This window comes from Pseudomonas nitroreducens, from assembly GCF_014204515.1.
GTDB lineage: Bacteria > Pseudomonadota > Gammaproteobacteria > Pseudomonadales > Pseudomonadaceae > Pseudomonas > Pseudomonas nitritireducens_A.
Map to the genome: position 1 here is coordinate 1 of NZ_JACHLI010000045.1, position 24037 is coordinate 24037.

21 protein-coding genes are annotated in these 24037 nt (G+C 66.8%); 11 read left to right on the forward strand and 10 right to left on the reverse strand.

Annotation, left to right across the window (positions count from 1 at the left end):
* Window positions 1-275: 275 nt before the first annotated feature.
* Window positions 276-2675: a TonB-dependent siderophore receptor gene (locus tag HNP46_RS32470; RefSeq protein ID WP_184597406.1), complete on the forward strand. Its 2400-nt coding sequence runs from the start codon at window positions 276-278 to the stop codon at window positions 2673-2675.
* A 94-nt stretch (window positions 2676-2769) separates the two neighbouring features.
* Here the strand turns inward: HNP46_RS32470 and HNP46_RS32475 are convergent, their stop codons facing one another.
* From HNP46_RS32475 to HNP46_RS32485, 3 genes are read right to left on the reverse strand one after another with little or no spacing between them, the layout of a single operon-like run.
* Window positions 2770-3708 carry a class I SAM-dependent methyltransferase gene (locus HNP46_RS32475; protein WP_184597408.1) on the reverse strand — a complete coding sequence of 313 codons (939 nt, stop codon included), beginning with the start codon at window positions 3706-3708 and terminating at the stop codon, window positions 2770-2772.
* Window positions 3709-3764: 56 nt separating this feature from the next.
* The gene (locus HNP46_RS32480) at window positions 3765-4256 is read right to left on the reverse strand and encodes an AAA family ATPase (RefSeq protein WP_184597410.1); all 492 of its coding nucleotides are present in this window, start codon (window positions 4254-4256) and stop codon (window positions 3765-3767) included.
* On the reverse strand, window positions 4253-4636 hold the full coding sequence (locus tag HNP46_RS32485; RefSeq protein ID WP_260403329.1) for a YybH family protein: 384 nt from the start codon (window positions 4634-4636) through the stop codon (window positions 4253-4255). Before HNP46_RS32485 ends, HNP46_RS32480 begins: the two co-directional genes overlap by 4 nt.
* A gap of 307 nt (window positions 4637-4943) precedes the next feature.
* On the opposite strand from HNP46_RS32485, the gene HNP46_RS32490 reads away from it, so the two are divergent.
* The gene (locus tag HNP46_RS32490; RefSeq protein ID WP_184597421.1) at window positions 4944-5564 is read left to right on the forward strand and encodes a DUF4157 domain-containing protein; all 621 of its coding nucleotides are present in this window, start codon (window positions 4944-4946) and stop codon (window positions 5562-5564) included.
* Window positions 5565-5567: 3 nt separating this feature from the next.
* Here the strand turns inward: HNP46_RS32490 and HNP46_RS32495 are convergent, their stop codons facing one another.
* From HNP46_RS32495 to HNP46_RS32520, 6 genes are all read right to left on the reverse strand, one after another.
* A complete protein-coding gene (locus HNP46_RS32495; RefSeq protein ID WP_184597423.1) occupies window positions 5568-7061 on the reverse strand; it encodes an efflux transporter outer membrane subunit in 1494 nt (497 codons plus the stop codon).
* A gap of 45 nt (window positions 7062-7106) precedes the next feature.
* Window positions 7107-7415: a hypothetical protein gene (locus tag HNP46_RS32500; RefSeq protein ID WP_184597425.1), complete on the reverse strand. Its 309-nt coding sequence runs from the start codon at window positions 7413-7415 to the stop codon at window positions 7107-7109.
* A 67-nt stretch (window positions 7416-7482) separates the two neighbouring features.
* Window positions 7483-8586: an ABC transporter permease gene (locus HNP46_RS32505; protein ID WP_184597427.1), complete on the reverse strand. Its 1104-nt coding sequence runs from the start codon at window positions 8584-8586 to the stop codon at window positions 7483-7485.
* 5 nt (window positions 8587-8591) lie between these two features.
* Window positions 8592-9722, reverse strand: a complete 1131-nt coding sequence (locus HNP46_RS32510) for an ABC transporter permease (protein ID WP_184597429.1) — start codon at window positions 9720-9722, stop codon at window positions 8592-8594.
* Window positions 9719-11491, reverse strand: a complete 1773-nt coding sequence (locus HNP46_RS32515; RefSeq protein WP_184597431.1) for an ATP-binding cassette domain-containing protein — start codon at window positions 11489-11491, stop codon at window positions 9719-9721. The genes HNP46_RS32510 and HNP46_RS32515 overlap by 4 nt, the downstream gene beginning before the upstream one ends.
* Window positions 11491-12492, reverse strand: coding sequence for an HlyD family efflux transporter periplasmic adaptor subunit (locus HNP46_RS32520; RefSeq protein WP_184597434.1), 1002 nt, complete (start codon window positions 12490-12492; stop codon window positions 11491-11493). The genes HNP46_RS32515 and HNP46_RS32520 overlap by 1 nt, the downstream gene beginning before the upstream one ends.
* A 275-nt stretch (window positions 12493-12767) precedes the next feature.
* On the opposite strand from HNP46_RS32520, the gene HNP46_RS32525 reads away from it, so the two are divergent.
* From HNP46_RS32525 to HNP46_RS32535, 3 genes are read left to right on the forward strand one after another with little or no spacing between them, the layout of a single operon-like run.
* A complete protein-coding gene (locus HNP46_RS32525) occupies window positions 12768-14270 on the forward strand; it encodes a multicopper oxidase family protein (RefSeq protein ID WP_184597436.1) in 1503 nt (500 codons plus the stop codon).
* 13 nt (window positions 14271-14283) lie between these two features.
* Window positions 14284-15405 carry a hypothetical protein gene (locus HNP46_RS32530; protein ID WP_184597437.1) on the forward strand — a complete coding sequence of 374 codons (1122 nt, stop codon included), beginning with the start codon at window positions 14284-14286 and terminating at the stop codon, window positions 15403-15405.
* Window positions 15406-15407: 2 nt separating this feature from the next.
* On the forward strand, window positions 15408-15959 hold the full coding sequence (locus tag HNP46_RS32535) for an SCO family protein (RefSeq protein ID WP_184597439.1): 552 nt from the start codon (window positions 15408-15410) through the stop codon (window positions 15957-15959).
* A 356-nt stretch (window positions 15960-16315) separates the two neighbouring features.
* On the opposite strand, the gene HNP46_RS32540 is transcribed toward HNP46_RS32535, so the two are convergent.
* Window positions 16316-17209 (reverse strand): LysR substrate-binding domain-containing protein, encoded by an 894-nt coding sequence (locus HNP46_RS32540; protein WP_184597441.1) that lies wholly within the window; start codon window positions 17207-17209, stop codon window positions 16316-16318.
* Window positions 17210-17340: 131 nt separating this feature from the next.
* Here HNP46_RS32540 and HNP46_RS32545 point away from each other — a divergent pair, with 131 nt between their 5' ends.
* The 6 genes from HNP46_RS32545 (at window position 17341) to HNP46_RS32570 (ending at window position 23735) form a co-directional block, all read left to right on the forward strand.
* Entirely contained in the window at window positions 17341-18420 is a 1080-nt protein-coding gene (locus HNP46_RS32545; RefSeq protein ID WP_184597443.1) for an ABC transporter ATP-binding protein, read from the forward strand.
* 39 nt (window positions 18421-18459) lie between these two features.
* On the forward strand, window positions 18460-19593 hold the full coding sequence (locus tag HNP46_RS32550; RefSeq protein WP_184597445.1) for an ABC transporter substrate-binding protein: 1134 nt from the start codon (window positions 18460-18462) through the stop codon (window positions 19591-19593).
* A gap of 1 nt (window position 19594) precedes the next feature.
* Window positions 19595-20446 (forward strand): ABC transporter permease, encoded by an 852-nt coding sequence (locus tag HNP46_RS32555; protein WP_138216481.1) that lies wholly within the window; start codon window positions 19595-19597, stop codon window positions 20444-20446.
* The gene (locus tag HNP46_RS36115; RefSeq protein ID WP_221455199.1) at window positions 20443-21282 is read left to right on the forward strand and encodes an ABC transporter permease; all 840 of its coding nucleotides are present in this window, start codon (window positions 20443-20445) and stop codon (window positions 21280-21282) included. Before HNP46_RS32555 ends, HNP46_RS36115 begins: the two co-directional genes overlap by 4 nt.
* Window positions 21283-21383: 101 nt before the next feature.
* Window positions 21384-22535, forward strand: coding sequence for a M24 family metallopeptidase (locus HNP46_RS32565; RefSeq protein WP_184597447.1), 1152 nt, complete (start codon window positions 21384-21386; stop codon window positions 22533-22535).
* 105 nt (window positions 22536-22640) lie between these two features.
* Window positions 22641-23735 carry a hypothetical protein gene (locus HNP46_RS32570; RefSeq protein WP_184597449.1) on the forward strand — a complete coding sequence of 365 codons (1095 nt, stop codon included), beginning with the start codon at window positions 22641-22643 and terminating at the stop codon, window positions 23733-23735.
* The last annotated feature ends 302 nt before the right edge of the window (window positions 23736-24037 follow it).

The following is a 24037-nucleotide window of genomic DNA, read 5'->3' on the forward strand; positions in this document are numbered from 1 at the left end:
AAACTGACTCGCATTGCCTTTGCCCTGATGACGACTGAGCAGGCGTATCGGCCTGCGGCCGATACGCGGGGGTAGACATAGAATCTCCTACGCCATACCCAGATTTCGCGGCGAGCTTGTTTGTGAGAAATAAGATACGAAATATTCGTATTTACATATAATTTACATCTGCATACACTTTGGCCCCCGCCGGCGTCCCACGCAGGCCTTCGCCAACCCGAGTCATTGCGCCAACAGAGCGCAAAACCTCGAACCCCAAAGGAACCCTTCAGCAGATGAAAGACGTAGCCTCGGGCGCTCTCCTGCTCAGTCTCTCCACCTTTGCTCTCTCCGCAGTCGGCGCCCCCGTGGCCATCGACCTGCCCAAGCAGCCCCTGGCCGCTTCCCTGGAGCAATTGCAGTCCGCGAGCGGAATGCGGATTTCCTATGATCGTGCCCAGGCCGCCCAGATCGACGCGCCGGCACTCAAGGGCAACATGGAGCCGGGCGAGGCGCTCGATCGTCTGTTGGCGGACAGCGGCCTGCAGGGCACGGTCAGCGGCAACAGTGCGCAGGTCAGCGGCAGCACGCAGACCGCCGCCAGCGACAGCGTCGACCTGGGCGCCACCGAGATCGTCGGCGCCGCTCCCGTGGCACCGGGCACCACCGAGGGCACCGGCTCCTACACCACCGGCGTGATGCGCACCTCCACCAAGCTGAACATGACCATCCGCGAGACGCCGCAGTCGGTCAGCGTGGTGACCCGCCAGCAGATGGACGACCAGGACATGCAGGATCTGGACGACGCGATCCGCGGCGTCACCGGCATGACCGTGCAGCAGTACGGCCCGGCACGCGTGAGCTACGCCGCCCGTGGCTTCGACGTCGACAACATCATGTACGACGGCCTCACCACTGGCATCTCCACCTACACCCAGGACGTGATCACCGCGGCCGACCTGGCGATGTTCGACCGCGTCGAAGTGGTGCGCGGCGCCACCGGCCTGATGCAGGGCGCGGGCAACCCGGCGGCGGCGATCAACATGGTGCGCAAGCGTCCGACCCAGGATTTCCACATGAGCCTGGAAGGCAGCGCCGGCACCTGGGACCGCTACCGCAGCCAGGTCGACGTGTCCGGCCCGTTGAACAGCGAAGGCACCCTGCGCGGCCGCGCGGTGGCCGCCTACGAAACCCACGACAGCTTCCAGGACGTGGTCAGCGGCGAGCGCGGCGTGCTCTACGGCATCACCGAGGCCGACCTGACACCGGACACCACCCTGACCCTGGGGGCGTCCTACCAGAACGACAACAAGAACGACAACTGGGTGGGCCTGCCGGCGCCGCTGGGTGGTCGTCACCTGGACCTCAAGCGTTCCTCCTACTACGGCGCCGACTGGTCCCACTGGGATACCACCACCACCCACCTGTTCGGCGACGTGGTGCACCGCTTCGACAACGGCTGGCAGATGAAGGTCGCCGCCGACAAGCTGTGGGCGCGCATCGACATGCTCGGCCTGTACAACAGCTGCTACTACACCCAGGACTGCCCGACCATGGTCCAGGGGCCGGGCCAGTATGCGTACACTGACGACCACCAGAGCTACGACGCCTTCGCCAACGGCCCGTTCCAGGCCTTCGGCCGCGAGCACGAGCTGGCCTTCGGCGGCAGCTACCGCGAGGAACGCTTCGACGGCCATGGCGGCTGGGGCGACCTGTACTACAAGGACGGTTCGCCGGTCACGCCGTTCGACCCGACCCAGTGGGACCCGGGCTCGGTGCAGAAGCCGAACATCGACATGAGCCTGTGGAACATGAAGCTCGACCAGGAGCAGAAGGGCGCCTACGTCACTACCCGACTGAACATCGCCGACCCGCTCAAGGTCATCCTCGGCGGCCGACTGGACTGGTACGAGGCCGACCCGCACAACGACAGCGGCACCCAGAAGGTTACCCGCAACGTCACCCGCTACGCCGGCGTGGTCTATGACCTGAACGAGGTGTACTCGGTCTACGCCAGCTACACCGACATCTTCAAGCCGCAGAGCAACTTCGACGCCAGCGGCAGCCTGCTCGACCCGATCACCGGCAAGAACTACGAGATCGGCCTGAAGGGAGAACACTTCGGCGGTGCGCTGAACACCCAGCTGGCGATCTTCCAGATCGACCAGGAAAACCGCGCCACCGACGACACCAGCGGCCCCTCGCCGTGCCCCAGCTCGCCGACCTCGCTGTACTGTTCGCGCGCTTCGGGCAAGGTGCGCAGCCAGGGCGTCGACATGGAGATCAGCGGTGCCCTGACCGAGAACTGGCAGGCCATGGCGGGTTACACTTACGTCGACGCCAAGTACAAGCACGACAGCAACGAGGACAACGTCGGCAAGCCGTTCGACCCGAGCAAACCGCGCCACCTGTTCAAGCTCGCCACCAGCTACACCCTGCCGGGTGAGCTGCACCAATGGCGCGTGGGCGGCAACGTCGTGACCCAGAGCCAGACCGAGGACACCAGCACCGGCTTCCAGCAGGGCGGCTACACCGTGGTCAACACGCTGCTGGGCTACAAGGTCAACGAGAACATCGATACCCGGGTGAACTTCAACAACATCTTCGACAAGTACTATTACAGCGGCATCAGCTTCGGCAACCTGAACTACGGCGAGCCGCGCAACCTGATGTTCACGGTGAAGTACTCGATGTGATCCGCCGGCGCGGATGAGCTCCACGATAAAGCCCCGCATTGCGGGGCTTTTCTATTTGGGGCAGGGGGGATTGCTGCTCAGGGAGCCCGACGGCTCAGCCCAGGCGGAACACCAGCGCCTTGAGGCCGCTGTCTGCCTCGATATCGGCGAACTCCGGCGGGTTCTCCAGGCGCTCGACGAAGCGCAGCTGTGGTGCCTCGGCGGCCATGCCCTGGAGGAGGAAGTCGACGCCCACGCCGGGATCGTTCACGCAGGCCAGCACCGTGCCGGCGCCGTCCAGCAGTTCCGGCAGGCGCCGCAGGACGCGGGCGTAGTCCTTGTCGAGGACGAAGCTGCCTTTCTGGAAGCTCGGCGGGTCGATGATGATCAGATCGTACGGGCCGGATTTCTTCACCTTGCCCCAGGACTTGAACAGGTCGTGGTCGAGGAAGCTCACCTTCGACAGGTCGTGGCCGTTCAGGCGGTGGTTGTCGCGGCCACGGCTGAGGGCGGCGCGGGCCATGTCCAGGTTGACCACCTGCTGCGCGCCGCCGGCAATGGCCGCCACGGAGAAGCCGCAGGTGTAGGCGAACAGGTTGAGCACGCGCAGGTCCTTCGAGTGGGCCTGCACCCACTGGCGGCCGTAGCGCATATCGAGGAACAGGCCGTTGTTCTGCTTGCGGCCCAGGTCCAGCTGATAGCGCAGGCCGTGCTCGCTGATCTGCCAGCCGTCGAATGTTTCGCCGTGGAGCACCTCCAGGGTGCTTTCCAGGGTGTAGCGGTGTTGCAGCATCAGGCTACGGGCGCCAGTGGCGCGCCAGATGTCGCCCTGGGCCAGTTCCACCAGCATCGCCCGCAGCGCGTTCAGCTCGTCCTCGGCTGGCTCGCGGAACAGCGACACCAGTAGCACGCCCTCCAGCCAATCGGCGGTGACCTGCTCCAGCCCAGGCCAGCGGCGGCCGCGACCATGGAACAGGCGGCGGGTTTCCGCGGGGGCGGGGTTCAGGGCGGCGAGCAGTTGCTCGCGCAGGGTGGCGATGGCGTCGGTGTTCATGCTGGCGGTCTTTCTGTACAGGCGAATGGGCAAATCGGGGCGGCGATTCTACGCGCTCAGGCGCCGTGGCGCTGCACCTGCAGTTTTTCCTCCGGGCGCGGGGCGACGAAGTAGCGATTCAGTGCCTCGTAGCCGGCCGGGTCCAGCGGCGCTGCCAGCGGCGCGATGGCGTGACGGGCGAGCAGGCGGCTGCGGCAGGTATCCGGGTCGACGTCGAGGAAATGCAGGCAGTGCGCCGCGCCGGCCTGTTGCGCCAGGTCGATCAGCCAGCGGCGGTCGGCCAGGGTATTGGCGGGAATATCCAGCACCACGCTGGTGCCGGCGCGCAGCAGGCCGACCACGTGCGGGCCCATGACCTTGCGCACGCGGCGGGCGTAGAGCTGGTAGTCGTCGGGGTTGCTGATGCCCCAGGGGAACAGCTCGGCCAGCCACTGTTCCTCGGCCAGCATCACGGTGCCCGGCGCCTCGGCCAGCTGCCGCGCCAGGCAGGACTTGCCCGACGCCGCCTTGCCGCACAGCAGGTGCAGCGTGCCTGTCTGCGGACTCATGTCGTGGCCTCCAGCAGGTCGGTGCCGTAGGAGTTGTCGACCGCGCAACGCCAGGCGCCGTCGGCTTCGCGGCGGAACACGTAGGTGGCGCGGCGGCTCAGCTTGCCGAGGCTGGTGTCGAGCAGGGTCTGCGCGACCACCAGGGCGGTGTCGCCGGTCTCGAGGATTTCCAGGCGGCCCTGGCGCACCCGCAGGTTGTGCCCGAAATGCTCGGCGATGGCGACGAAGGCCTGGCGGATCTGCGCCTTGCCGCGCGCCAGCAGGCCGGGCTTGACCACCAGCAGTGCATCGTCGGTGTAGAACGCCAGCAGCGCATCGAAATCCTCGCGGCCGATGGCTTCGTCGGCGGCCTGGATGAGCGCTTGCAGGGGATGCTGCAACGCGTGGGGTTCTGCTTGGAAAGCCTGGTCCATCAGTGTCTCCTCGATCGGGAGCCTCGGACGACGGGCATTAAAAAACCCGCCGGGAGGCGGGTTTGGTTGTTCGCTTGAATGCGCTAACCCACCATCGGAGCGATGGTGGTAATAATCTGCTGGAAGGTGCGGTTGGCGGCATTCATGGATCCGAAGCTAGCAGAAGTTTCACACGTTGCGCCAGTGCTCTTTTTTCCTGCCGGCATGGCATGATCGCGCCGCGCCACTGTCCAAGCGCTATCGAACACTCCACGCCGTAGCGGAGCCTTCCTCCATGCCATCCCCCTTAGCGACCCGTCTCCTGCGCGCCCTGGCGCTGCTTGCCGGCCTGGCCGCATCCGCCGATTCCCTGGCCGCCGCGTGCCCGGCCGGGCAGCGCCAGGTCTGCCTGGACAGCTGCATCTGCCTGCCGGACCTGGGCACCGTGCTCGGCCCGGTGCTTTCCGACACTCGCAAGATGGCCGCCCAGGCCCTGGGCGTGTGGCTGCAACAGTCCCGCGAGCAGGCGGCGCAGGGCGGCACCGAGCCGATCCCGCTGGAAATCCGCGCACAGCTGCAACCGTATTACTCGGACGATGTGCTGATGGCGGCGCGTTATTCCACCGGCGCGCTGGACCAGTTCAACGCCGCCCAGGCGATCATGCAGAACCCCGACACCGAGGCCGTCACCCTGGTGGACGTGATCGTCTTCCGCCGCGAGGAAGACGCGCAGAAGGACGTCGCCCTCTGGGCCCACGAACTGTGGCACGTGAAGCAATACCAGGAATGGGGCGTGCAGGGTTTCGCCACGCGCTATTCGGAGGACTTCGACGCCGTGGAAGCGCCGGCCTACGAGATGCAGCGCCGGGTCGCCAAGGACCTGCGCGACGGCAAGCTCGGCGCACAGACACCCTGAGGATCAGCGGCTGGCGCTGGCCTCCGGCGCCGGCGTGCCGCCGCCCAGGGCCTTGCACAGGGCGATCAGCGTCAGGCGCAGCTGGGTATCGCTGTCCACCACGTCGCGGCGCGATTGCAGGTAGGCGCGCTGGGCGTCCAGTTCCACCAGGAAGTCGGTCATGCCGCCGGCATAGCGTGCCTTGGCCATGCCGTAGGCGGCGTCGCTGCTGCGCAGTTTTTCCTGCAGGCGCTGGTTGCGCTGGCGTTCGGCGCCGTAGTGGCTCAAGGCGTCGTCCACTTCCTGCCAGGCCTTGAGCACGGTCTGCTGGTAGGACACCGCCGCCTCCTGCTCCTCCAGCTTGCGCAGGTTGATCTGCGAGCGCCGCCGGCCATTGTCGAAGATCGGCAGCGACAGGCTCGGGCCGACGTTCCAGGTGCGGCTGCCCCAGTCGCTGAACTTGCCGTCGTCCGCCGATTCGTAGCCGAAGCTGGCGCCCAGGCGGATCGACGGGTAGAGATCGGCCACGGCCACGCCGATGTTGGCGGTGGCGGCGTGCAGCTGGGCTTCGGCGGCGCGGATGTCCGGGCGGCGGCGGGCCACTTCCGAAGGCAGGCCCAGGCTCAGGTCAGGCGTTTGCGGAGCGCTCTGGGCGACGGGCCTGAGGTCCTCGCGCAGACTGCCGGGCTCGGCGCCGATCAGCACGCCGATCTGGTTGATCGTCGCGCTTTCGCTGGCGTGCAGCTGCGGCAGGCTGGAGCGCAGGTCGGCGAGCTGGCCGCGCTGGCGCTCGACGTCGAAGTCGTCCACCAGGCCGCCGTCGGCGCGCACCTGGATCAGCTGCATCGATTCTTCGGTGGCGGTGATGTCCTGATTCGCCACGGCGATCTGCTGCTGGATGCCGCGCAGTTCGAAGTAGGCACGGGCCAGTTCCGCGGAAACCCCCAGGCGCGTCTCCTTGAACATCGCCTGCTGCGCTGCCACGCTGGCGTCGGCAGCCTCCACGGAGCGGCGGATGCGGCCCCACAGGTCGGGCTCCCAGGAGGCGTCGAAACCGGCCTGGTAGAGGGTGAAGGGCTGCGCCAGGACCTTGCTTACCGCGGCGCTGTCGCCGGCGGGGGCGATGCGCTGGATCATCAGGGCGTTGGCGCCGTTCTCGCTGAGGCGCTGGCGGGCCACCGAGCCGGAGGCATTGACGTCCACGCCACGCTGGGCCGCCACCATCTGCCGCTGCATGCGGCTCTGGGCGAAGCGCAGCACGGCGGTGTTGAGGTCCGGGCTGGCCTTGTCGGCGCGGCGCTGCAGGTTGTTCAGCACCGGGTCGTTGAACAGCGTCCACCAATCTTCGCTAAGGCGCACATTGCCCTGTGCCGGGTGCAGCTGCGCATCGCCGGCATGCGCGGCCTGCCAGCTGGCTGGCGACTGGGTTTTCGGCGCCTCGTAGTCGGGGCCGACGGCGCAGCCGGCGAGGCCGGCGCCGAGCAGGGCGAGGGAAACGAGGCGAGACGTGCGGTTCATCGATGGCACCTTTTCAGAATTGCACCTTTTCAGATTCGCGGGGCGCTAGTCATCGGACGAGCCCTCGAAACGCCGTGCGACGTAGCCCATCACCAGGCCGCCGAAAATGCCGACCAGGCCGCAGGCCAGGCCCATGGAACGATTGGTCACCATGCCGACGTTCTTCACGTGGGTCGGCAGGCCCAGCAGGCCGATGAAGAACAGCATCGCCAGCGACAGGGCGATCAGGTAGATGCCGCCGGCGCGCCAGGAGTTGGTGGGGATGCCCTTGCGACGGCAGTACAGGTAGCCCAGCCAGAACGGCAGGGCGAGCTGGGTGACGGCGAAGACGATGAACTGGCTGGTTTCGCTCATGGACAGAGGCTTCTGAAGTGGGTTGAGGGTGAGGGTATTGCATTGCCGGGTCATCTCCAGTGATCGACTACGCAAGCCGGTGGCGGAACAGCCACGAGGCCAGCGGCAGGGTGACGGCAGCCACCACCAGCATGGGCACCAGGTTGAGTCCGACGTCGGCCAGGCTGGCGCCTTCCAGGTACACCCGCTGGATCAGGTCGATGCCGAAACGCAGCGGGTTGGCGTAGGTCACGATCTGCAGGAACTCGGGCATGTTGCGCACCGGCGTGGCGAGGCCGGAGAGCAGCGTCAGCGGCATGATCAGCACGAAGGTGTAGAGCATCGCCTGCTGCATGTTCAGCGACACCGCGCTGATCGACATGCCCAGGCCGACGCAGGCGATGGTGAAGACGAACAGCCCGCCGTAGAGATTGAACAGTGAGCCGGCCATGGGAATGTCGAACCAGAACAGCGCCATGAGCAGCACCAGGGTCGCCTGGGTCATGCCGATCAGGGTCGGCGGGATGGCCTTGCCGAGCATGATTTCCAGCGGCGTGTAGGGCGTCACCAGCAACTGGTCGAAGGTGCCCTGTTCGCGCTCGCGGGCCACCGACAGCGCGGTGAGCATCAGTGTCTGCATCATGCTCAGGGTGGCGATCAGCGCCGGGATCAGCGGCCAGCGCGTCTCCAGGTTGGGGTTGTACCAGGAGCGCGCCACCACCTCGATGGGCGCCGAGGCCAGGCCCTGCTCCTGGTTGAACTCACCGACCACCACGGCCAGCCCGGCGGCGGCGGAGCCGGCGGTGTTGGAGTTGCGCCCGTCGAGGATGACCTGGATCGGCGCCGGATCGCCCTGGGCCAGGCGGGTCTGGAAGTCCGAGGGGATGTGGATCACCAGCAGCGCCTTCTGCTCGTCGATCACCGTCTGGATTTCCTCCACGCGGGTCAGCGTCGCCACCCGGTGGAAGATGCCGCTGCCATCCAGGCGCGAGATCAGGCGCGTGGAGGATTCGCTGTGGCTGAGGTCGAGCACGGCGTAGGGCGCGTCGTTGAGGTCGAAGGTCACCGCGTAGCCGAACAGCACGCTCTGCATCAGCACCGGCGCCACCAGCACGATGCGGTTGGCCGGGTCCTTGAGGATCACCAGCAGTTCCTTGCGCCACAGGTTGAGGATGCGCCAGAGAAATTCCATGTCGGTCAGTCCAGCCGCTTGCGCGTCACCAGCCGCGCCAGGCCGAGCAGGGCGACGGCGTAGGCGGCGAGGATGGCGCAGTTCTTGAAGATCATCGGCCAGAAGTCGCCGGCCAGGAACAGGGATTTCACAAGTTCCATGAAGTAGGTCGCTGGCAGCAGGTTGCCGATCACGCGGATGGCTGTGGGCACGTTGCGCAGGTCGAAGATGAAGCCCGAGAGCATCATCGCCGGCAGGAAGCTGGCGAGCAGGGCGATCTGGCTGGCGAGGAACTGGTTCTTGGTCACCGCTGAGATCAGCAGCCCAATGCCCAGCGCCACCAGCATGTAGAGCATCGAGGAAACCACCAGCACGAAGAACGAGCCGTAGATCGGCACGTCGAACAGAAAGCGCGCGGCGAGCAGGCACAGGGCCAGGCCGATCATGCCGATGGCGAAGCAGGGGATGATCTTCGCCAGGAGGATTTCCACCGGCCGCACCGGGGTGACGAACAGCGCCTCCAGCGTGCCGCGCTCCCATTCGCGGGCCATCACCAGGGCGGTGAGGAAGGCGCCGACCAGGGTCATGATCAGCACGATCAGCCCCGGCACCAGGTACCAGGTGCTGGTGTTGGCGGCGTTGAACCACATGCGCTGGACGATGGTGACGGCGCCGCCTTGATCGGCGCTGCCAGCGCCCCGGTCGGCGTGCTTCTCGCCGTAGCCGGCCAGCGCGCTGCTGACGTAGGTGGAGACGCTGGCGGCGCGGGTGGCGTCGGAACCCTGGACCACCACCTGAACCTGCGCGTGGCCGTCGTTGAGGCGGCGGGTGAAGTCGGAGGGGAACTGCACGACCGCGTCGATCTCGCGCGCTCGCATCAGTGCCTCGCCTTCGGCGAAGGAGCGCACGTAGTGCGGCTCCAGGTACTCGGTGCGGCTGATTCCGGCGGCGACGTCGCGGGCGATGGGCGAGGGGTCGTCGAGGACGATGGCGACGATGGCGCGCTTCACGTCCAGCGACAGGCCGTAGCCGAAGATCAGGATCAGCGCGATGGGCAGGCCGATGCCGATCAGCAGGTTGCTGCGGTCGCGCACCAGTTGCCGCACTTCCTTGCGGGTCAGCGAGGCGAGGCGCCGCCAGAAGCCGCCGGCGCTCATGCTGCGCCCACCTTGGCTTGATGGCGGTTGCTCTCGACTATCTCGATGAACGCCTGCTCCATGTTCAGCGTGCTGCCCTTGCCGCCGGCCTGCTCGCGCACCTCCTGCGGGGTGCCCATGGCCAGCAGCTTGCCGGCGTCCTGGATGACGATGCGGTCGCAGTACTCGGCCTCTTCCATGAAGTGGGTGGTGATGATGATGGTGGTGCCGGCGGCCGCCAGCGCGGTGATGCGCTGCCAGAAGCCGCGGCGGGCGAGGGGGTCGGCGCCGCTGGTGGGCTCGTCGAGGAAGAGGATTTCCGGCTCGTGGAGCAGGCCGACCGCCATCGCCAGGCGCTGCTTGAAGCCGCCGGGCAACTGGCCGCTGGGCGAGTCCTCCTGGCCGCTGAGGTCGAACTGGCGGGACACCGCGTCCATCCGCTGGGTGAGCTGCTTGCCGCCCAGCCCATAGGCGCCGCCGAAGAATCGCAGGTTCTCCGCCACCGAGAGGTTGCCGTAGAGGGAGAACTTCTGCGACACGTAGCCGACCTTGCGGCGCGCCTGGGCCCGCGCGTTGCGCAGGTTGACCCCGGCCACCTGCAGGGTGCCGCTGGTAGCCGGCAGCAGCCCGCAGAGCATGCGGAAGGTGGTGGTCTTGCCGGCGCCGTTGGGCCCCAGCAGGCCGAAGATCTCGCCGCGGTGCACGCTGAAACTGGTGCTGGCGACGGCGGTGAAGTCGCCGAACTTGCGCACCAGGTCCTTCACTTCGATCACCGTTTCGTCGCTGTCGGCGTGACGGTGCGTACCGGCTTTCAGGGATTCCATGTCGACGGCCTCGGCATCGCTGCGGGCGCGCAGGAGGAACATGAAGCCGTCTTCCAGGCGCGCTTCCACCTGGCGCACCGGCGCGCCGTCGAGCAACTGGTCGAGCTTGCCCTGGTCGGCGTCGGGCTGGCGGATGAAGCGTACTTCGCCGGACTGCGGCACGGCGTCGACGATGTTCTGGTGATCGTCCAGCAGCCGCGCCTGCAGGGTGCGGGCAGGTTCGTCGGCCGGTGGCGTGGCGATGAAGCAGAGGTTGTCGGCATGCTCGCGGATCGACGCCGGGTCGCCCTTGGCCATCAGCTGGCCCTGGTGTAGCAGGAAGACTTCGGCGCAGCGCTCGGCCTCGTCCATGTAGGAGGTGGAGACCAGCACGCTGAGCTGCTCCTGCTCGATCAGCTGCTGGATGATCTCCCACAGCTCGCGGCGCGACAGCGGGTCGACGCCGACGGTGGGCTCGTCGAGCAGCAGCAGGTCCGGCGAGCGCACCAGGGTGCAGGCCAGGCCGAGCTTCTGCTTCATGCCGCCGGAAAGCTTGCCCGCCGGGCGCTCGGTGAAGCGCGCCAGATCGGTCATCTCCAGCAGGCGCTGGTAGCGCTCCTTCTGGGGCACGCCGTGGAGGTCGGCGTAGAGGTCGAGGTTCTCCTGCACGCTTAGGTCCTCGTAGAGGCCGAAGCGTTGCGGCATGTAGCTGATGCGGTCCTGCACCTGCTGCGGGTGGGCGTGGACGTCGAGGTCCAGCACGGTGAGCGTGCCGGCGTCGGCGCGCAGCAGCCCGGCGACCAGACGCAGGAAGGTGGTCTTGCCGGCGCCGTCCGGGCCGACCAGGGCGGTGAGCTGGCCGCGCGGGATGTCCAGGCTGATGTCCTTGAGCGCTTCAACCGTCTTGCCCCCGTGTTTGTCTGAGGAACCCTTGACCAGGAAGTGCTTGGCGAGCCCCTCGGCGCGAATGACCGGCGCGTCGCTCATCAGCGCGGCTCGTCGGCGAAGCGTACCGTGGCCGGCATGCCCAGGCGCAGGCGGTTGTCCGCATCCTTCACCAGCACGCGCACCTCATAGACCAGGCTGGTGCGCAGCTCTTCGGTCTGCACCGATTTCGGGGTGAATTCGGCCACCGAGGAAATGAAGCCGACGTGGCCGTCGATGGCCTGCTCCGGGTGGCTGTCGGTGAACACCTGGGCCTTCATGCCGGGCTTGATGCGGCCCAGGTTGCTTTCGCTGACATAAGCGCGGATCCATTTCGGGTCGGTCAACGCCAGGGAGTACACCGGGCGCTGCGGCGAGGCCATGTCGCCGGGTTCCAGCAGGCGCGAGCGCACGGTGGCGTTCTGCGGCGCCTTGAGGTCGGCTTCGTCGAGGTTGTGCTGCAGCAGCGCCACGTCGGCGCGGGCGGCGAGGAGCTGCGCTTCGGCCTGGGCGATGTCTTCCTGGCGCGGGCCGATCTGCGCCAGGCGCAGGGATTTCTGTCGGTCTTCCAGCTCGGCCTGGGCGACCTTCTGCTGCGAGGTGGCGCTGTCGATGTCCTGCTGGCTGACAGCGCGGCCGCCGGGGCTGTTGGCGCGGATGTTCTGCAAACGGCGCAGCTGGGTATTGGCGAGGTCTAGCTGGGCGCGGGCGGCCTTGTCTTGCGCCTTGGCGCGGTCGATATCCTCGGGACGTGAGCCGTTCTTCAGGCGCAGCAGGTTCTGCTCCTGGGCGGCAATCTGCGCCTGGGCCTTGTCGATCTGCAGTTGCAGCGTTCGGGTGTCGAGGCTGGCCAGCACGTCGCCGGCTTTCACCTGGTCGCCTTCCTCGACATTCATCTTCGCGATGCGCTCGCTGCCGATGAAGGCCAGCGACACCTGGCGGATGTCCACGTTGCCGTAGAGCACCAGGCCCTTGTCCTCGTTCCCGCGCGACTGCAGGTACCACCACAGTCCGCCCCCCAGCAGCAGCGCCACGAGCGCCACCAGCACCAGCTTCTTCGGCATGAGCCCATCCCTGTTTCGTGACAGCCCGGTGAAGGATAGACAGTTCCGCGGCAGACAGGCGGACCTGTATCAAGGGCGCAACGCTCTGGCCTGCGGTTGCGCCTTTTCGGATAACCGTTCGGCAGCTATATGGCACGAAGGTTTCAACTCCCTGACGCGGGCGTCTATACAGAATTCCAGTAGCCGTCCCACGCAGCGCAGTTCCGGTAGTACGGGCGACGGCTGAAGGCCCTTGCGGGCTTTTCGGTCCATTGCCACTGCCATCGGGGTCGACCATGTCCAGACTGCGCCTGCCATACGCCGTATTGCTGTGCCCGCTCGCCGTGCTCTCGCTCCAGGGAGCGGTCGCGGCGCCCCTGCAGCCCCCGCCGGAATTTAGCTACGACGCCAATGGCACCACCACGGCAACCCTCACCGCCGAGCGCCGCGAGGTGGCAGTGGGCAATGCGCAGTACAGCACCCTGGTGTTCAACGGCAATTACGATTCGCCGATCCTGCGTCTCAAGCCTGGCGGCACCCTGGCGCTGCGCCTGGACAACCGCATGGACGACATCACCAACGTGCACTTCCACGGCATGACGGTGTCGCCGCTGGACGAGGGCGACAGCATCTTCCGCGAGACGCGCCCGCATCAGGTCGGGGTCTACAACATCAAGCTGCCGGCGGACCACAGCCCCGGCGCCTACTGGTACCACAGCCACTTCCACGGCGGCGCGCAGTACCAGGTATCGGCGGGGATCGCAGGTCCCATCATCGTCGATGGCATCCTCGACCCGTTTCCGGAGCTCAAGGGCATCAAGGAGCGCGTGCTGGTCCTGCGCAACTTCCAGAAGACCCTGACCGGCAGGAACGCCACCGAGGTCATCACCAGCGCGCCATCGATCCGCACCATCAACGGCCAGTTCGAACCGACCATCGACATCCAGCCTGGCGAGACGCAGCTCTGGCACTTCATCAACATCGCCGCCAACCAGTACTTCAACATCGCCATCGACGGGCAGTCGATGCAGGTGCTCTCCCGCGACGGCAACACCGTGACCCGCCGGGTCGACGCCAAGCACGTGCTGATCGGCCCGTCGGCGCGCTTCAGTGTGCTGGTGGTCGGCCCGCCCGCCGGCCAGCACGACATCAGCATGAGCGCGGCCAACACCGGCCCGGCCGGGGACACCTATCCGGCGCAGCGCCTGGCGATCCTCAATTCCAGCGGCGCGCCGGTGGCGACGAAGCAGATCACCAGCGCCTACCCCCAGGCCGAGGATTTCCGCCAGGAGAAGGTCGCCAAGGTGCGCCAGTTCGCCTTCCAGGATTCCGACAGCGACGGCAATACCTTCTACATCAACGGCACGCGCTTCGATGCGGGCAAGGTCAACACCACCGTGAAGCTGGGCGACCTGGAGGAGTGGCGGCTGTACAACCCGTCCCAGGAACTGCACCAGTTCCACATCCACCAGGTGGATTTCCAGGTGGTGGAAATCAACGGCAAACCGGTGCGTTTCAGCGGCTACCGGGACAACGTGTACATCCCTGCCACCGGCTCGATCACCCTGCGCATCCCGTTCCGCGACCCGGTGATCCTCGGCAAGTTCGTCTACCACTGCCACATCCTCGAACACGAGGACGGCGGCATGATGCAGGCGATCCAGGTGGTGAAACCCGAGGACTACGAGCAGGCGGTCAAGCTCGAACCCCTGGGTGGCATCTACGGCGACAACCAGATGTGCGCCTATCTGCGAAACACCGGGCGGGAGGTCGACAAGACCAACCCGCTGGCCAAGTGACGGGGGCGCCGCCATGAATCACCATCGCCTGACCCTGCCGATCCTCGGTGCCTTGCTGGCCGCTCCCGCCGCCCAGGCCGACGACGGCCAGTACCCCAACGTCGGCCTGGATTACGACGCCACCTTCCAGTACGACTACTCCCGCGCCGACCACTCGCAGCCCGGCGGCCGCGAGACCCTGGACGGCTACCCAGACATCAACAGCACCTTCTACTTCCGTTTCAGCCGTGACGCGCAGATCCGCTTCTCCACCGAGATCAATCCCATCGATCCGCCCAACAACGGCGAGAAGCGCTTCTTCGAAGACGTCGGCATGGTCATCAACGAACTGGACTACTACCAGCAGTTCGACAAGCAGGCCTTCGTCGTCGGCAAGTACCACGTGCCCATCGGCCGCGCCATGGACCAGGCGCCGGGCCTGTACACCAGCGACTTCGTCGACACCTACGACATGGATGGCATGCTCGGCGGCACCTATTCGTACCGCTTCTTCAGCCAGACCCTGGGCAACATCGAACCGAACCTGAGCCTCTACACCGCCGACAACTCCTACCTGGGGCGGCCGTACTTCCGCCACGGCGAAATGCTCAAGAAGGACGCCGGCGGCCCCGCCAACACCGGCAAGCTGGACTCCTACGCGGTGATGGTGAACTGGCTGGCGATCCCCGCTGTGCCCTACCTGGAGCTGCAGGCCGGCTACGCCCGCAGCCGCGAAGGCGATGCGGTGGAGGGGCAGGGCGAGCCGGACGACGAGATCATCCGCCTGGCCTCGGCGCGCTACATCTGGGCCTTCCACGGCAATACCCTGGGCCCGACGCTGGATCGCCAGTACATGGACCTGGTGCCCTTCATCGAATACGCCGACGTCGACAACGAAGATGCCATCGCCGGCAATGACACGAAGTACCTGACCACCTCGCTGACCTTCGACTGGGGCCTGTGGGCCTTCGGCCTCACGCGCACCAACAAGAGCTACAGCCAGAGCGGCACGCCGGATGACTACCTCAACGAGTTCAGCGTGGTCTACAACATCACCGGGCAGCTCAAGCTCGACGTCTCCGCCGGCACGCAGAAACAGCAGGGCGAGAACTCCAACATCGTCGGCCTGGCGCTGACCTACTCCGGGGGCTACTGAGCATGCGGCTCTTTCTGTTGTGCCTGGCGCTGTGTACGGGCGTCAGCGTGGCGGCGACACGCAGCGATGTCGGCGGACCGTTCAGCCTGACCGACCAGAACGGTGAGCGCGTCACCCAGCGCGACTACGCAGGGCGGCCGGCGCTGCTGTACTTCGGCTTCACTTCCTGTCCGGATATCTGTCCCACGGACCTGGCGAAGATGGCACGCATCGCCCGCGCGGTGGAGCAGGAAAAAGGCATCAAGCCGCGGCCGATCTTCGTCACCCTCGACCCCGAGCGCGACACCCCGCAGCAGCTCAAGGGCTATGTTTCGCACTTCGACCCGGAGTTCGTCGGCCTCACCGGCACGCCGCAGGAAATCGTCGCGATCACCGACGAGTACCACGTCTTCTACAAGAAGGTCCCCTACGGCGACAAACCCGGCGACTACACGGTGGACCACTCCACCATCCTGTTCCTGCTGGACAAGGATGGCGGCTACCTCGACCACTTCGGCCGGGGCTTGCAGGAGGAGGAAATCATCCAGCGCGTGGCCGCGCGCCTGGCACCCTGATTTCTCCCTGTCCGGCCGCCCGATGAAGGCCTTCTTCGCAGGAGCGGACTCCGTCCGCGATCGATTCGACGCCGCTCCTTCTGACCAGGGAGACAACGCCCACCCATCGCGGACGGAGTCCGCTCCTACGCCATCCCCAACGACGGAGCGAACTCGTCACGGAAACCTCGGCCCCGCCCCGTAGGAGCGGACCTTGTCCGCGAATCCCTCCGGCCACTGCGACGCCCCGGGAAAACCCCGACCGTAGGATGGTGTGCAGCGCAGCGATACCCATCGATTCCGTGCGGCGACAGCATGGGTATCGCTTCGCTCCACCCATCCTACGAAGCTGCCGCGTGCAACCAACCCGACGCGTGCTAATCAAACGCCGGAATCGCCTCCAGCTCATGCAGCAGCCAGTCGGCGAACTCCCGCGCCAGGGCCTGGTTGCCGTGGGGCGGGATGATCAGGAAGTAGGGGTGGGGCGCCGGGAAGTCGATGTCGAACAGACGCACCAGGCGACCCTGGTGCAGCTCCTCGCCGGCGAGGATGTGGTCGCTGATGGTCACGCCGCCGCCGGCCACGGCGGCGCGGATGGTCAGGTAGGCGTCGGGCAGGAACACGTTCTGCCGCGCCTGCAGGCCGGGCACGCCGGCGGCGAGGAAGTAGCGGCTCCAGTCGAAGCCGTCGTCCTCGTGCAGCAGCACCTGGCGCGCGAGGTCGCGGGGTTTGCGCAGGTGCTCCTGGGTGTTGAGCAGGCGCGGGCTGCACACCGGGAAGTAGCGGATGTCGCCCAGTGCGGCGAAGCGCTGGCCCTCGATGTGCGTCTCGCCGAAGGAGATCACCATGTCCACCTCGCCCAGGTCGCTGTTCATCGGCAGCAGGTGCAGGGCGACTTCCTGGTAGTTGCGCAGGAATTTCTCCAGCAGCGACGACACCCGCGCCAGCAGCGCCGGGGCGCAGGCGATGCGCAGTTCGCCAGCGGGCTCCTCGGTGGGCAGGGCGCGGCGGATGTCGCGCAGCTGATCGAAGGCGCTGCTGATCTGCTGGCTCAGCTGGCGTCCGGCCGGAGTCAGCTTGACGCCCTTGCCCTGGCGCTCCACCAGCGCCACGCCCAGTTCCTCCTCGAGCTTCTTCACCTGGTGGCTGACCGCCCCGTGGGTGACGTGCAGCTCCAGCGCCGCGCGGCTGATGCTGCCCTGGCGGACCAGCGCCTCGAAAGCGCGCAGGGCGATCAGGGATGGCAGGCGAAACGCACTGTTCTGACGCATGAATAAGTCCTTTCCGTGAATTTGACTAACGATTCAGCTGGAAAACTATTGAATTGTCGTTAGTTAAATTTGCACAGAAGATGACCCCAAGCCAACACCCAAACACAAGAACAAACGGCTGGAGATCCGCCATGCAGCATTTCGTCGACTTGCTCGGCCTGGGCAAGCGCTACGGCAACCTGCAGGTCCTGAGCGACCTCAGCCTGAGCATCCGCCAGGGCGAATTCCTCACGCTGCTGGGGCCATCCGGCTCGGGCAAGAGCACCACGCTGATGATGCTCGCCGGCTTCGTCGAGCCCAGCGCAGGGCGCATCGAGCAGGACGGCCGCGACATCACCCACCTGTCGCCGGATGCCCGCGAATTCGGCGTGGTGTTCCAGGGCTATGCGCTGTTCCCGCACATGAGCGTGGCGCAGAACGTTGCCTACCCGCTGCGCATCCGCAAGGTGCCGGGCGCCGAGATCGAGCGCCGCGTTGGCGAGGTGCTGGAACGCGTCGGCCTGGCCGGCATGGGTGAGCGAGGTATCAGCCAGCTCTCTGGCGGCCAGCAGCAGCGCGTGGCGCTGGCCCGCGCGCTGGTGTTCAAGCCGAAACTGCTGCTGCTCGACGAACCGCTGTCCGCCCTCGACCGCCGCCTGCGCCAGGAGATGCAGGGCGAGCTGGCGCGCATGCACAAGGACTTCGGCACCACCTTCGTCTTCGTCACCCACGACCAGGAAGAAGCCCTGGCGCTCTCCGACCGCATCGCCGTGTTCAACAAGGGTCGCCTGGAGCAGGTCGGCACCCCACGCGAGGTCTATGAGCGCCCGGCCAGCCGCTTCGTCGCCAACTTCCTTGGCGACACCAACCTGCTGGAGGTCGGTGTGGTCGGTCGCGAAGCCGAAGCCACCCTCTGCGACTTCCGTGGCCAGCATCTGCGCGTGGCCAACTCGTCCACTGTTGGCCAAAGCGGCAAGAGCTGGCTGGCGGTGCGCCCGGAACACATCGACCTGCGCCCGCTGGAGGACGCCGGGCGCGACAACGGCCTGTGCGCCACCGCCGGCCCCGCCACCTACCAGGGCGCCCACGTCAATCTCGAACTGACCCTGGAGCAGGGCGATCGCCTCGACCTGCGCCTGCCGGTATCGCACCCGCTGCTGGGCAGCCTGCGCAGCGGCCAGCGTTACTGGTGCAGCTGGTCACCGCAGCACTGCCACCTGTTGTCCGCCTGACATACGCATAACGAAAACAAACGATCGGGGAGCAATCACATGAGCAATCACGCAAAAGAAGGCCAGGGCTTCATCGAAGACGCCATCGAGATCGCCGCTGAAAAAAGCGAGCGCGCCGGCATCAGCCGCCGCGATTTCAACCGCAATCTGCTGCTGCTCGCCGCCGCCAGCGCCATGCCCTTCGGCATGGGCGGGCGCGCCTTCGCCGCCGGCGGCAGCCTGGTGCTGGCCAACTGGGGTGGCGATGCGGTGCCGGCCTTCGAGAAAAGCTTCGGCGGCTTCGACCAGGTGGCCGGCCTCACCCTGAAAGTCGACGGCAGCGGTCCCACCGAGGGCGCGCTGAAGACCCAGGTGAGCAGCGGCGCGGTACGCTGGGACGTGTGCGACGGCGAGATGTATTCGTCCTACCGCCTGGGCAAGGACAAGTTCCTCACTCCCATCGACTACGGCATCGTCGACAAGTCGCTGATCGGCTACGGCGACGTGCATGACTTCGGTCTGGCCAACTACACCTACAGCTACGTGATCGGCTACGACCACGAGCAGTTCGGCAAGAACCCGCCCAAGTCCTGGGCCGACTTCTGGGACGTGAAGAAGTACCCGGGCAAGCGCACCCTCTACAAGTGGATGAGCGCCAACCTCGAATGCGCGCTGCTGGCCGACGGCGTGCCGCCCGAGCAGCTCTACCCGCTGGATGTCGACCGCGCGCTGCGCAAGATCGAGGAGCTGCTGCCGCACATCGCCACCCACTGGTCCACCGGCGCCGAGTCGCAGCAGCTGATCCGCGACGGCGAGGTGAGCATGGCGCAGATGTGGCACACCCGCGCGGAGCTGGTGAAGAACGACACCGCCGGCAAGATCGACTGGGGCTTCGACGGCGGCATCGTCTCGCCCTCGGTATGGATGGTGCCGCAGAAGAACCCGGCCGGCGCCAAGGCGGCCATGGAGTTCATCGCCTATGCGCTGCGCCCCGAGGTGCAGGCCAGGCTCATGGAGGTCTACAACATGGGCCCGGTGAATCTGAAGGCCAACGAGCTGCTCAGCGCCCAGCTGCAGGCGATCAACCCCACCGCGCCGGACAACCTGAAGAAGCAGGTGTCGCTGAACAACAAGTGGCACGCCGAGCACTACGGCGAAACCCTGGAGCGCTACCTGGCGCTGATCGGTGGCTGAGATGCGACGTTTCGCACCGGGCGTGCTGCCGGTCTACGGCCTGCTGATCCTGCCCCTGCCTGTGCTCGTCGTGGTCGGCTACCTGCTGCCGACCCTCGGGGTGCTGGGCTGGAGCTTCAGCCTGCCGGAGTGGGGCACGCAGAACTACGCGGCCATCGCCGACAACGCCAACCTGCAGGCGGTGATCTGGCGCACCCTGCGCATCTGCCTGCTGACCACCGCGATCAGCGTCGCCATCGCCTACCTGATCGCCTACCGCTGGCGTTTCGCGACGCCGCGCGGGCGGCAGCTGATCGAGCTGTTCGTGCTGCTGCCGTTCTGGCTGTCGATGCTGATCCGCGCCTTCGCCTGGCTGGTGCTGCTGCGCAACGGTGGGCTGGTCAGCCAGGGGCTGATGGCCACCGGCTGGTTCGATGCACCGCCGCCGCTGGTGCGCAACGAGCTGGGCGCGCTGATCGGCATGGTGCACTTCATGGTGCCGTACGCGGTGCTGCCGCTGCTGTCCTCGCTCAAACAGGTGGACGACAGCCTGCTGCGCGCCTCCAGCAGCCTGGGCGCCAGCCACTGGCAGACGCTCAAGGACATCTTCATCCCGCTGACCCTGCCGGGCGTGGTTGCCGCGTCGGCCATCGTCTTCGTCTTCAGCCTCGGTTGCTTCGTCACCCCGGCGCTGCTGGGCGGCGGCAAGGCGGCAATGCTCGCCGAGTACATCTACGTGCAGATGTTCCAGCTGTCGAACTGGGGCCTGGGCGCCGCGCTGAGTATCGTGCTGATGCTGCTGGTGGTCGGTTGCGCGCTGCTGTTCGGACAACTCATCGGCTTCCGCCGCCTGCTCGGGAGGACTGAGCTGTGACCCCGCAGGGAACCTTCCTCTCCGCCGTGCCCAAGCCGGGCAAGCCGCAACTGCCGCGCCCGCCACTGGGGCGCTGGCTGTCCTGGGCCGCGCTGGCGCTGTCCGCGCTGTTCCTGCTGCTGCCGATCCTGGTGATCGTGCCGCTGTCGTTCGGCAACCAGCGCTACCTGGCCTTCCCCGATGGTGGCTGGTCGCTGCGCCACTACGCGACGCTGTTCGACGGCGCCTGGCTGCTGTCGATCCTGCAGAGCCTCGGTCTGGCGCTGGCAGTCGGCGCGCTGTCCACGGCGCTGGCCTTCCTGTTCGCCACCGGCATCTGGCTGCAGCGCCGCTACCGCACGGTGCTGACGCTGATCGTGCTGCTGCCGATGATCGTCCCGCAGGTGGTCTCGGCCATGTCGATCTACTACCTCGACGCGCGCCTGGGGATTCTCGACAGCGTGCTGGGCGTCGGCTTCGGCCACCTGCTGATGGCGCTGCCGTACTCGGTGATCGCCATGCTGGTGGCCTACGCGCGGCTCGACCAGAGCCTGTACAAGGCCTCGCGCTCCCTCGGCGCCGGGCTCTGGCCGACGCTCTGGCACGTGCTGCTGCCCAACGTGCGCGGCGGCATCCTCGGCGGCTTCTTCATGGGCTTCGTGATGAGCTGGGAGGAAGTGGTGGTGACCCTGTTCACCAGCGGCCTGAACGTGGTGACGCTGCCCAAGCGCATCTGGGACGGCCTGCGCTACAACCTCGACCCGGCGATCGCCGCCGTGTCCACCCTGATGATCGTCCTGACCCTGGTGGTGATGCTGCTGCGCATGTACCTGGAGCGCCGCCGACCGCCGTCCTGATCCACCCGATCTACATCCGGTCGCCACGCTGGCGACCCCAACCTCTCTGTAGCAAAGCACCTGCCTGTCGCTTGCACCTTGTCCCTGAGGAGGGAACCCCCATGCTTACCGCTTTCCCTGCACGCACCTACCGTCAACGCGTCGAAGCCGTCAAACGCCGCATGGCCGACCGTGGCCTGGATGCCCTGGTGGTCAACTACCCGGACAACATCAACTACCTGAGCGGCTTCGACAGCCTGGGCTTCCTCTGGTACCAGGCACTGATCATCTCGCCCAAGCTGGCCGAGCCGGTGTTCCTCACCCGCACCAGCGAAGAGCCCTGCACCTGGGAACTGTCGTGCATCAACGAGGCGATCTTCTATGACATCGCCAAGCAGGACCCGCTGAAGATCGTCGCCGACGTGCTCGCCGACGCCGGCCTGTCCCAGGCGCGCATCGGCCTGGAAATGACCGCCTCGACCTTCTCCCCGGCGCAGTACAACGCGCTGCTGGGCTACCTGCCCGAAGCGCGCTTCGAGGACGCCGGCCCGCTGGTCGCGGAGAACCGCCTGATCAAGACCGCCGAGGAAATCGAGTACCAGCGCAGCGCCGCGCGCATGGCCGACCAGGGCATGCTGGCGGCCTTCGAGGCGCTGCGTCCGGGGATCTCCGAAGTGGAAGTCGCCGGCATCGTCGCCAACGCCCTGGGCCGCGCCGGCAGCGAGTACTCGGCGATCAGCCCGATGTGCGCCACCGGTCGGCGCAGCACCATGACCCACGCCATGCCGCACCGCCAGACCATCAGCCATGGCGACGTGGTTATCCTCGAACACGCCGGCGTGTGCAACCGCTACCACGCCATCCTCATGCGCACCGCGGTGATCGGCAAACCCAGCCCGCGGGTGAAGGAGGTGGCGACCCTGCTCACCGAGGCCTTCAACGCCGCCATCGACATCGCCAAGCCGGGCACTCCGGTGGGCGAGTCCAACCGCGTGTGCAACCAGATCCTTGACCGCATCGACCTCTCGCGTACCCGCGTGCACCGCATCGGCTACAGCTTGGGCCTGGCCTACCCGCCGACCTGGCTGGAAGCGATGATGGTGGACGAGGCCGACGACCACGTGTTCCAGCCGAACATGTCGTTCTCCATCGAGCCCAACCTGTCCTTGTACAACGAAGGCTTCGGCATCAAGCTCGGCGACACCGTGCTGTGCGGCGAGAAGGGCTCGGCGAGCCTGTCCGAGCTGCCGCCGGAGCTGACCATTATCGATTGATGGAGGTTCGCCCCCGGTCCGCATACTGCTGGGGGCGAATCCGTGTTGCGTGTCTGCTCCTGCGGGCGCAGTGATGGAATCCGAGGGTTTGCGATGAGTCACACGATGGATGTCTTCTGGCACGACGATGTGCTGCGCCACGACACCGCTGCCGGCGTCTTCGAGGCGCCGCCCAGCGACCTGCTGGCCGAACAGCTGCAGCACCCGGAGAGCAATCCGCGGCTGCTCAACATGCGCGCCATCCTCCAGCGCGGGCCGGTGGCCGACTCGCTGCGCTGGCACACGGGCCGCCATGCCAGCGAAGAGGAACTGCTGCGCTTCCACGATGCCGATTACCTGCGCGGCCTGTTCGAGGCGGATGCCCAGGGCAAGCGCTTCAGCAGCACCACGCTGATGTCCGCTGGTAGCCTCGCCGGCCTCCTGGCCGCCGCTGGTACCAGCCTGCTGGCGTTGGAAAGCGTATTGTCGACCGGCGTTCCGGCCATGGCCCTGGTGCGCCCGCCGGGCCACCACGCTGCTCCGGCCATGGCCGACGGCTACTGCTTCTTCAACAACGTCGGGGTTGCCGCGCGAGCGGCCCAGGCGGCGGGGCTGGAGCGGGTGGCCATCGTCGACTGGGACGTGCACCACGGCAATGGTACGCAGGAGGGCTTCTACGACGATCCTTCGGTATTCACCGTGTCCCTGCACATGGACCACGGCGCCTGGGGTTCGAGCCACCCGCAGACCGGTGCGGCGGACGAGCGCGGCTACGGCGCCGGGCTGGGCAGCAACCTCAACCTGCCGCTGCCCATGGGCTCGGGCGACCAGCTCTACGAGATAGTCTTCGCCCGCTTCGTCGAGCCTGCGCTGCGCGCGTTCAAGCCCGACCTGCTGATCATCGCCAACGGCCTGGACGCCTCGCAGTTCGACCCCAACGGCCGCCAACTGGTGACCATGCAGGGCTTCAACCGCCTGGCCCGCCGCGCCCGCGCGCTGGCCGACGAGCTGTGCCAGGGGCGGCTGCTGGTGGTGCAGGAGGGCGGCTACAACCCGGCGTACAGCGCCTACTGCCTGCATGCGGCGGCCGAAGGCTTCCTCGGCCAGCCGTCCACGCTGCCCGATCCGCTGGCGTACATGCCGGAACCGGCGGCGCGGGTGGAGGCTGATCTCGCGGCGCTGGATACACGCCTGGCAGCGGCGGGGTGGAGGTTCGGCTGATTTTCAGCCCTGATGACTGGCCGCATCTTCGCTGCGGATCGCGGGCATGGCCCGCTCCTACAAGGTCAGGAGCCCCTCACCCCTCTCCCGCAAGCGGGAGAGGGGTGAGGGGATGCGGTCGCGCAGACTTTCATATCCGTAGGGCGCATAACGCGCCAGCGTTATCCGCCGAAGGAGGCCCGGCGGATAACCTGTTCCAGGTTATGCGCCCTACGTGTTGTTGCCACGCTGTTCGCGAGCAAGCTCGCTCCTACAGCCAGAACCTGGCTCAGGTGTGCTTTTTGTAGGAGCGAGCTTGCTCG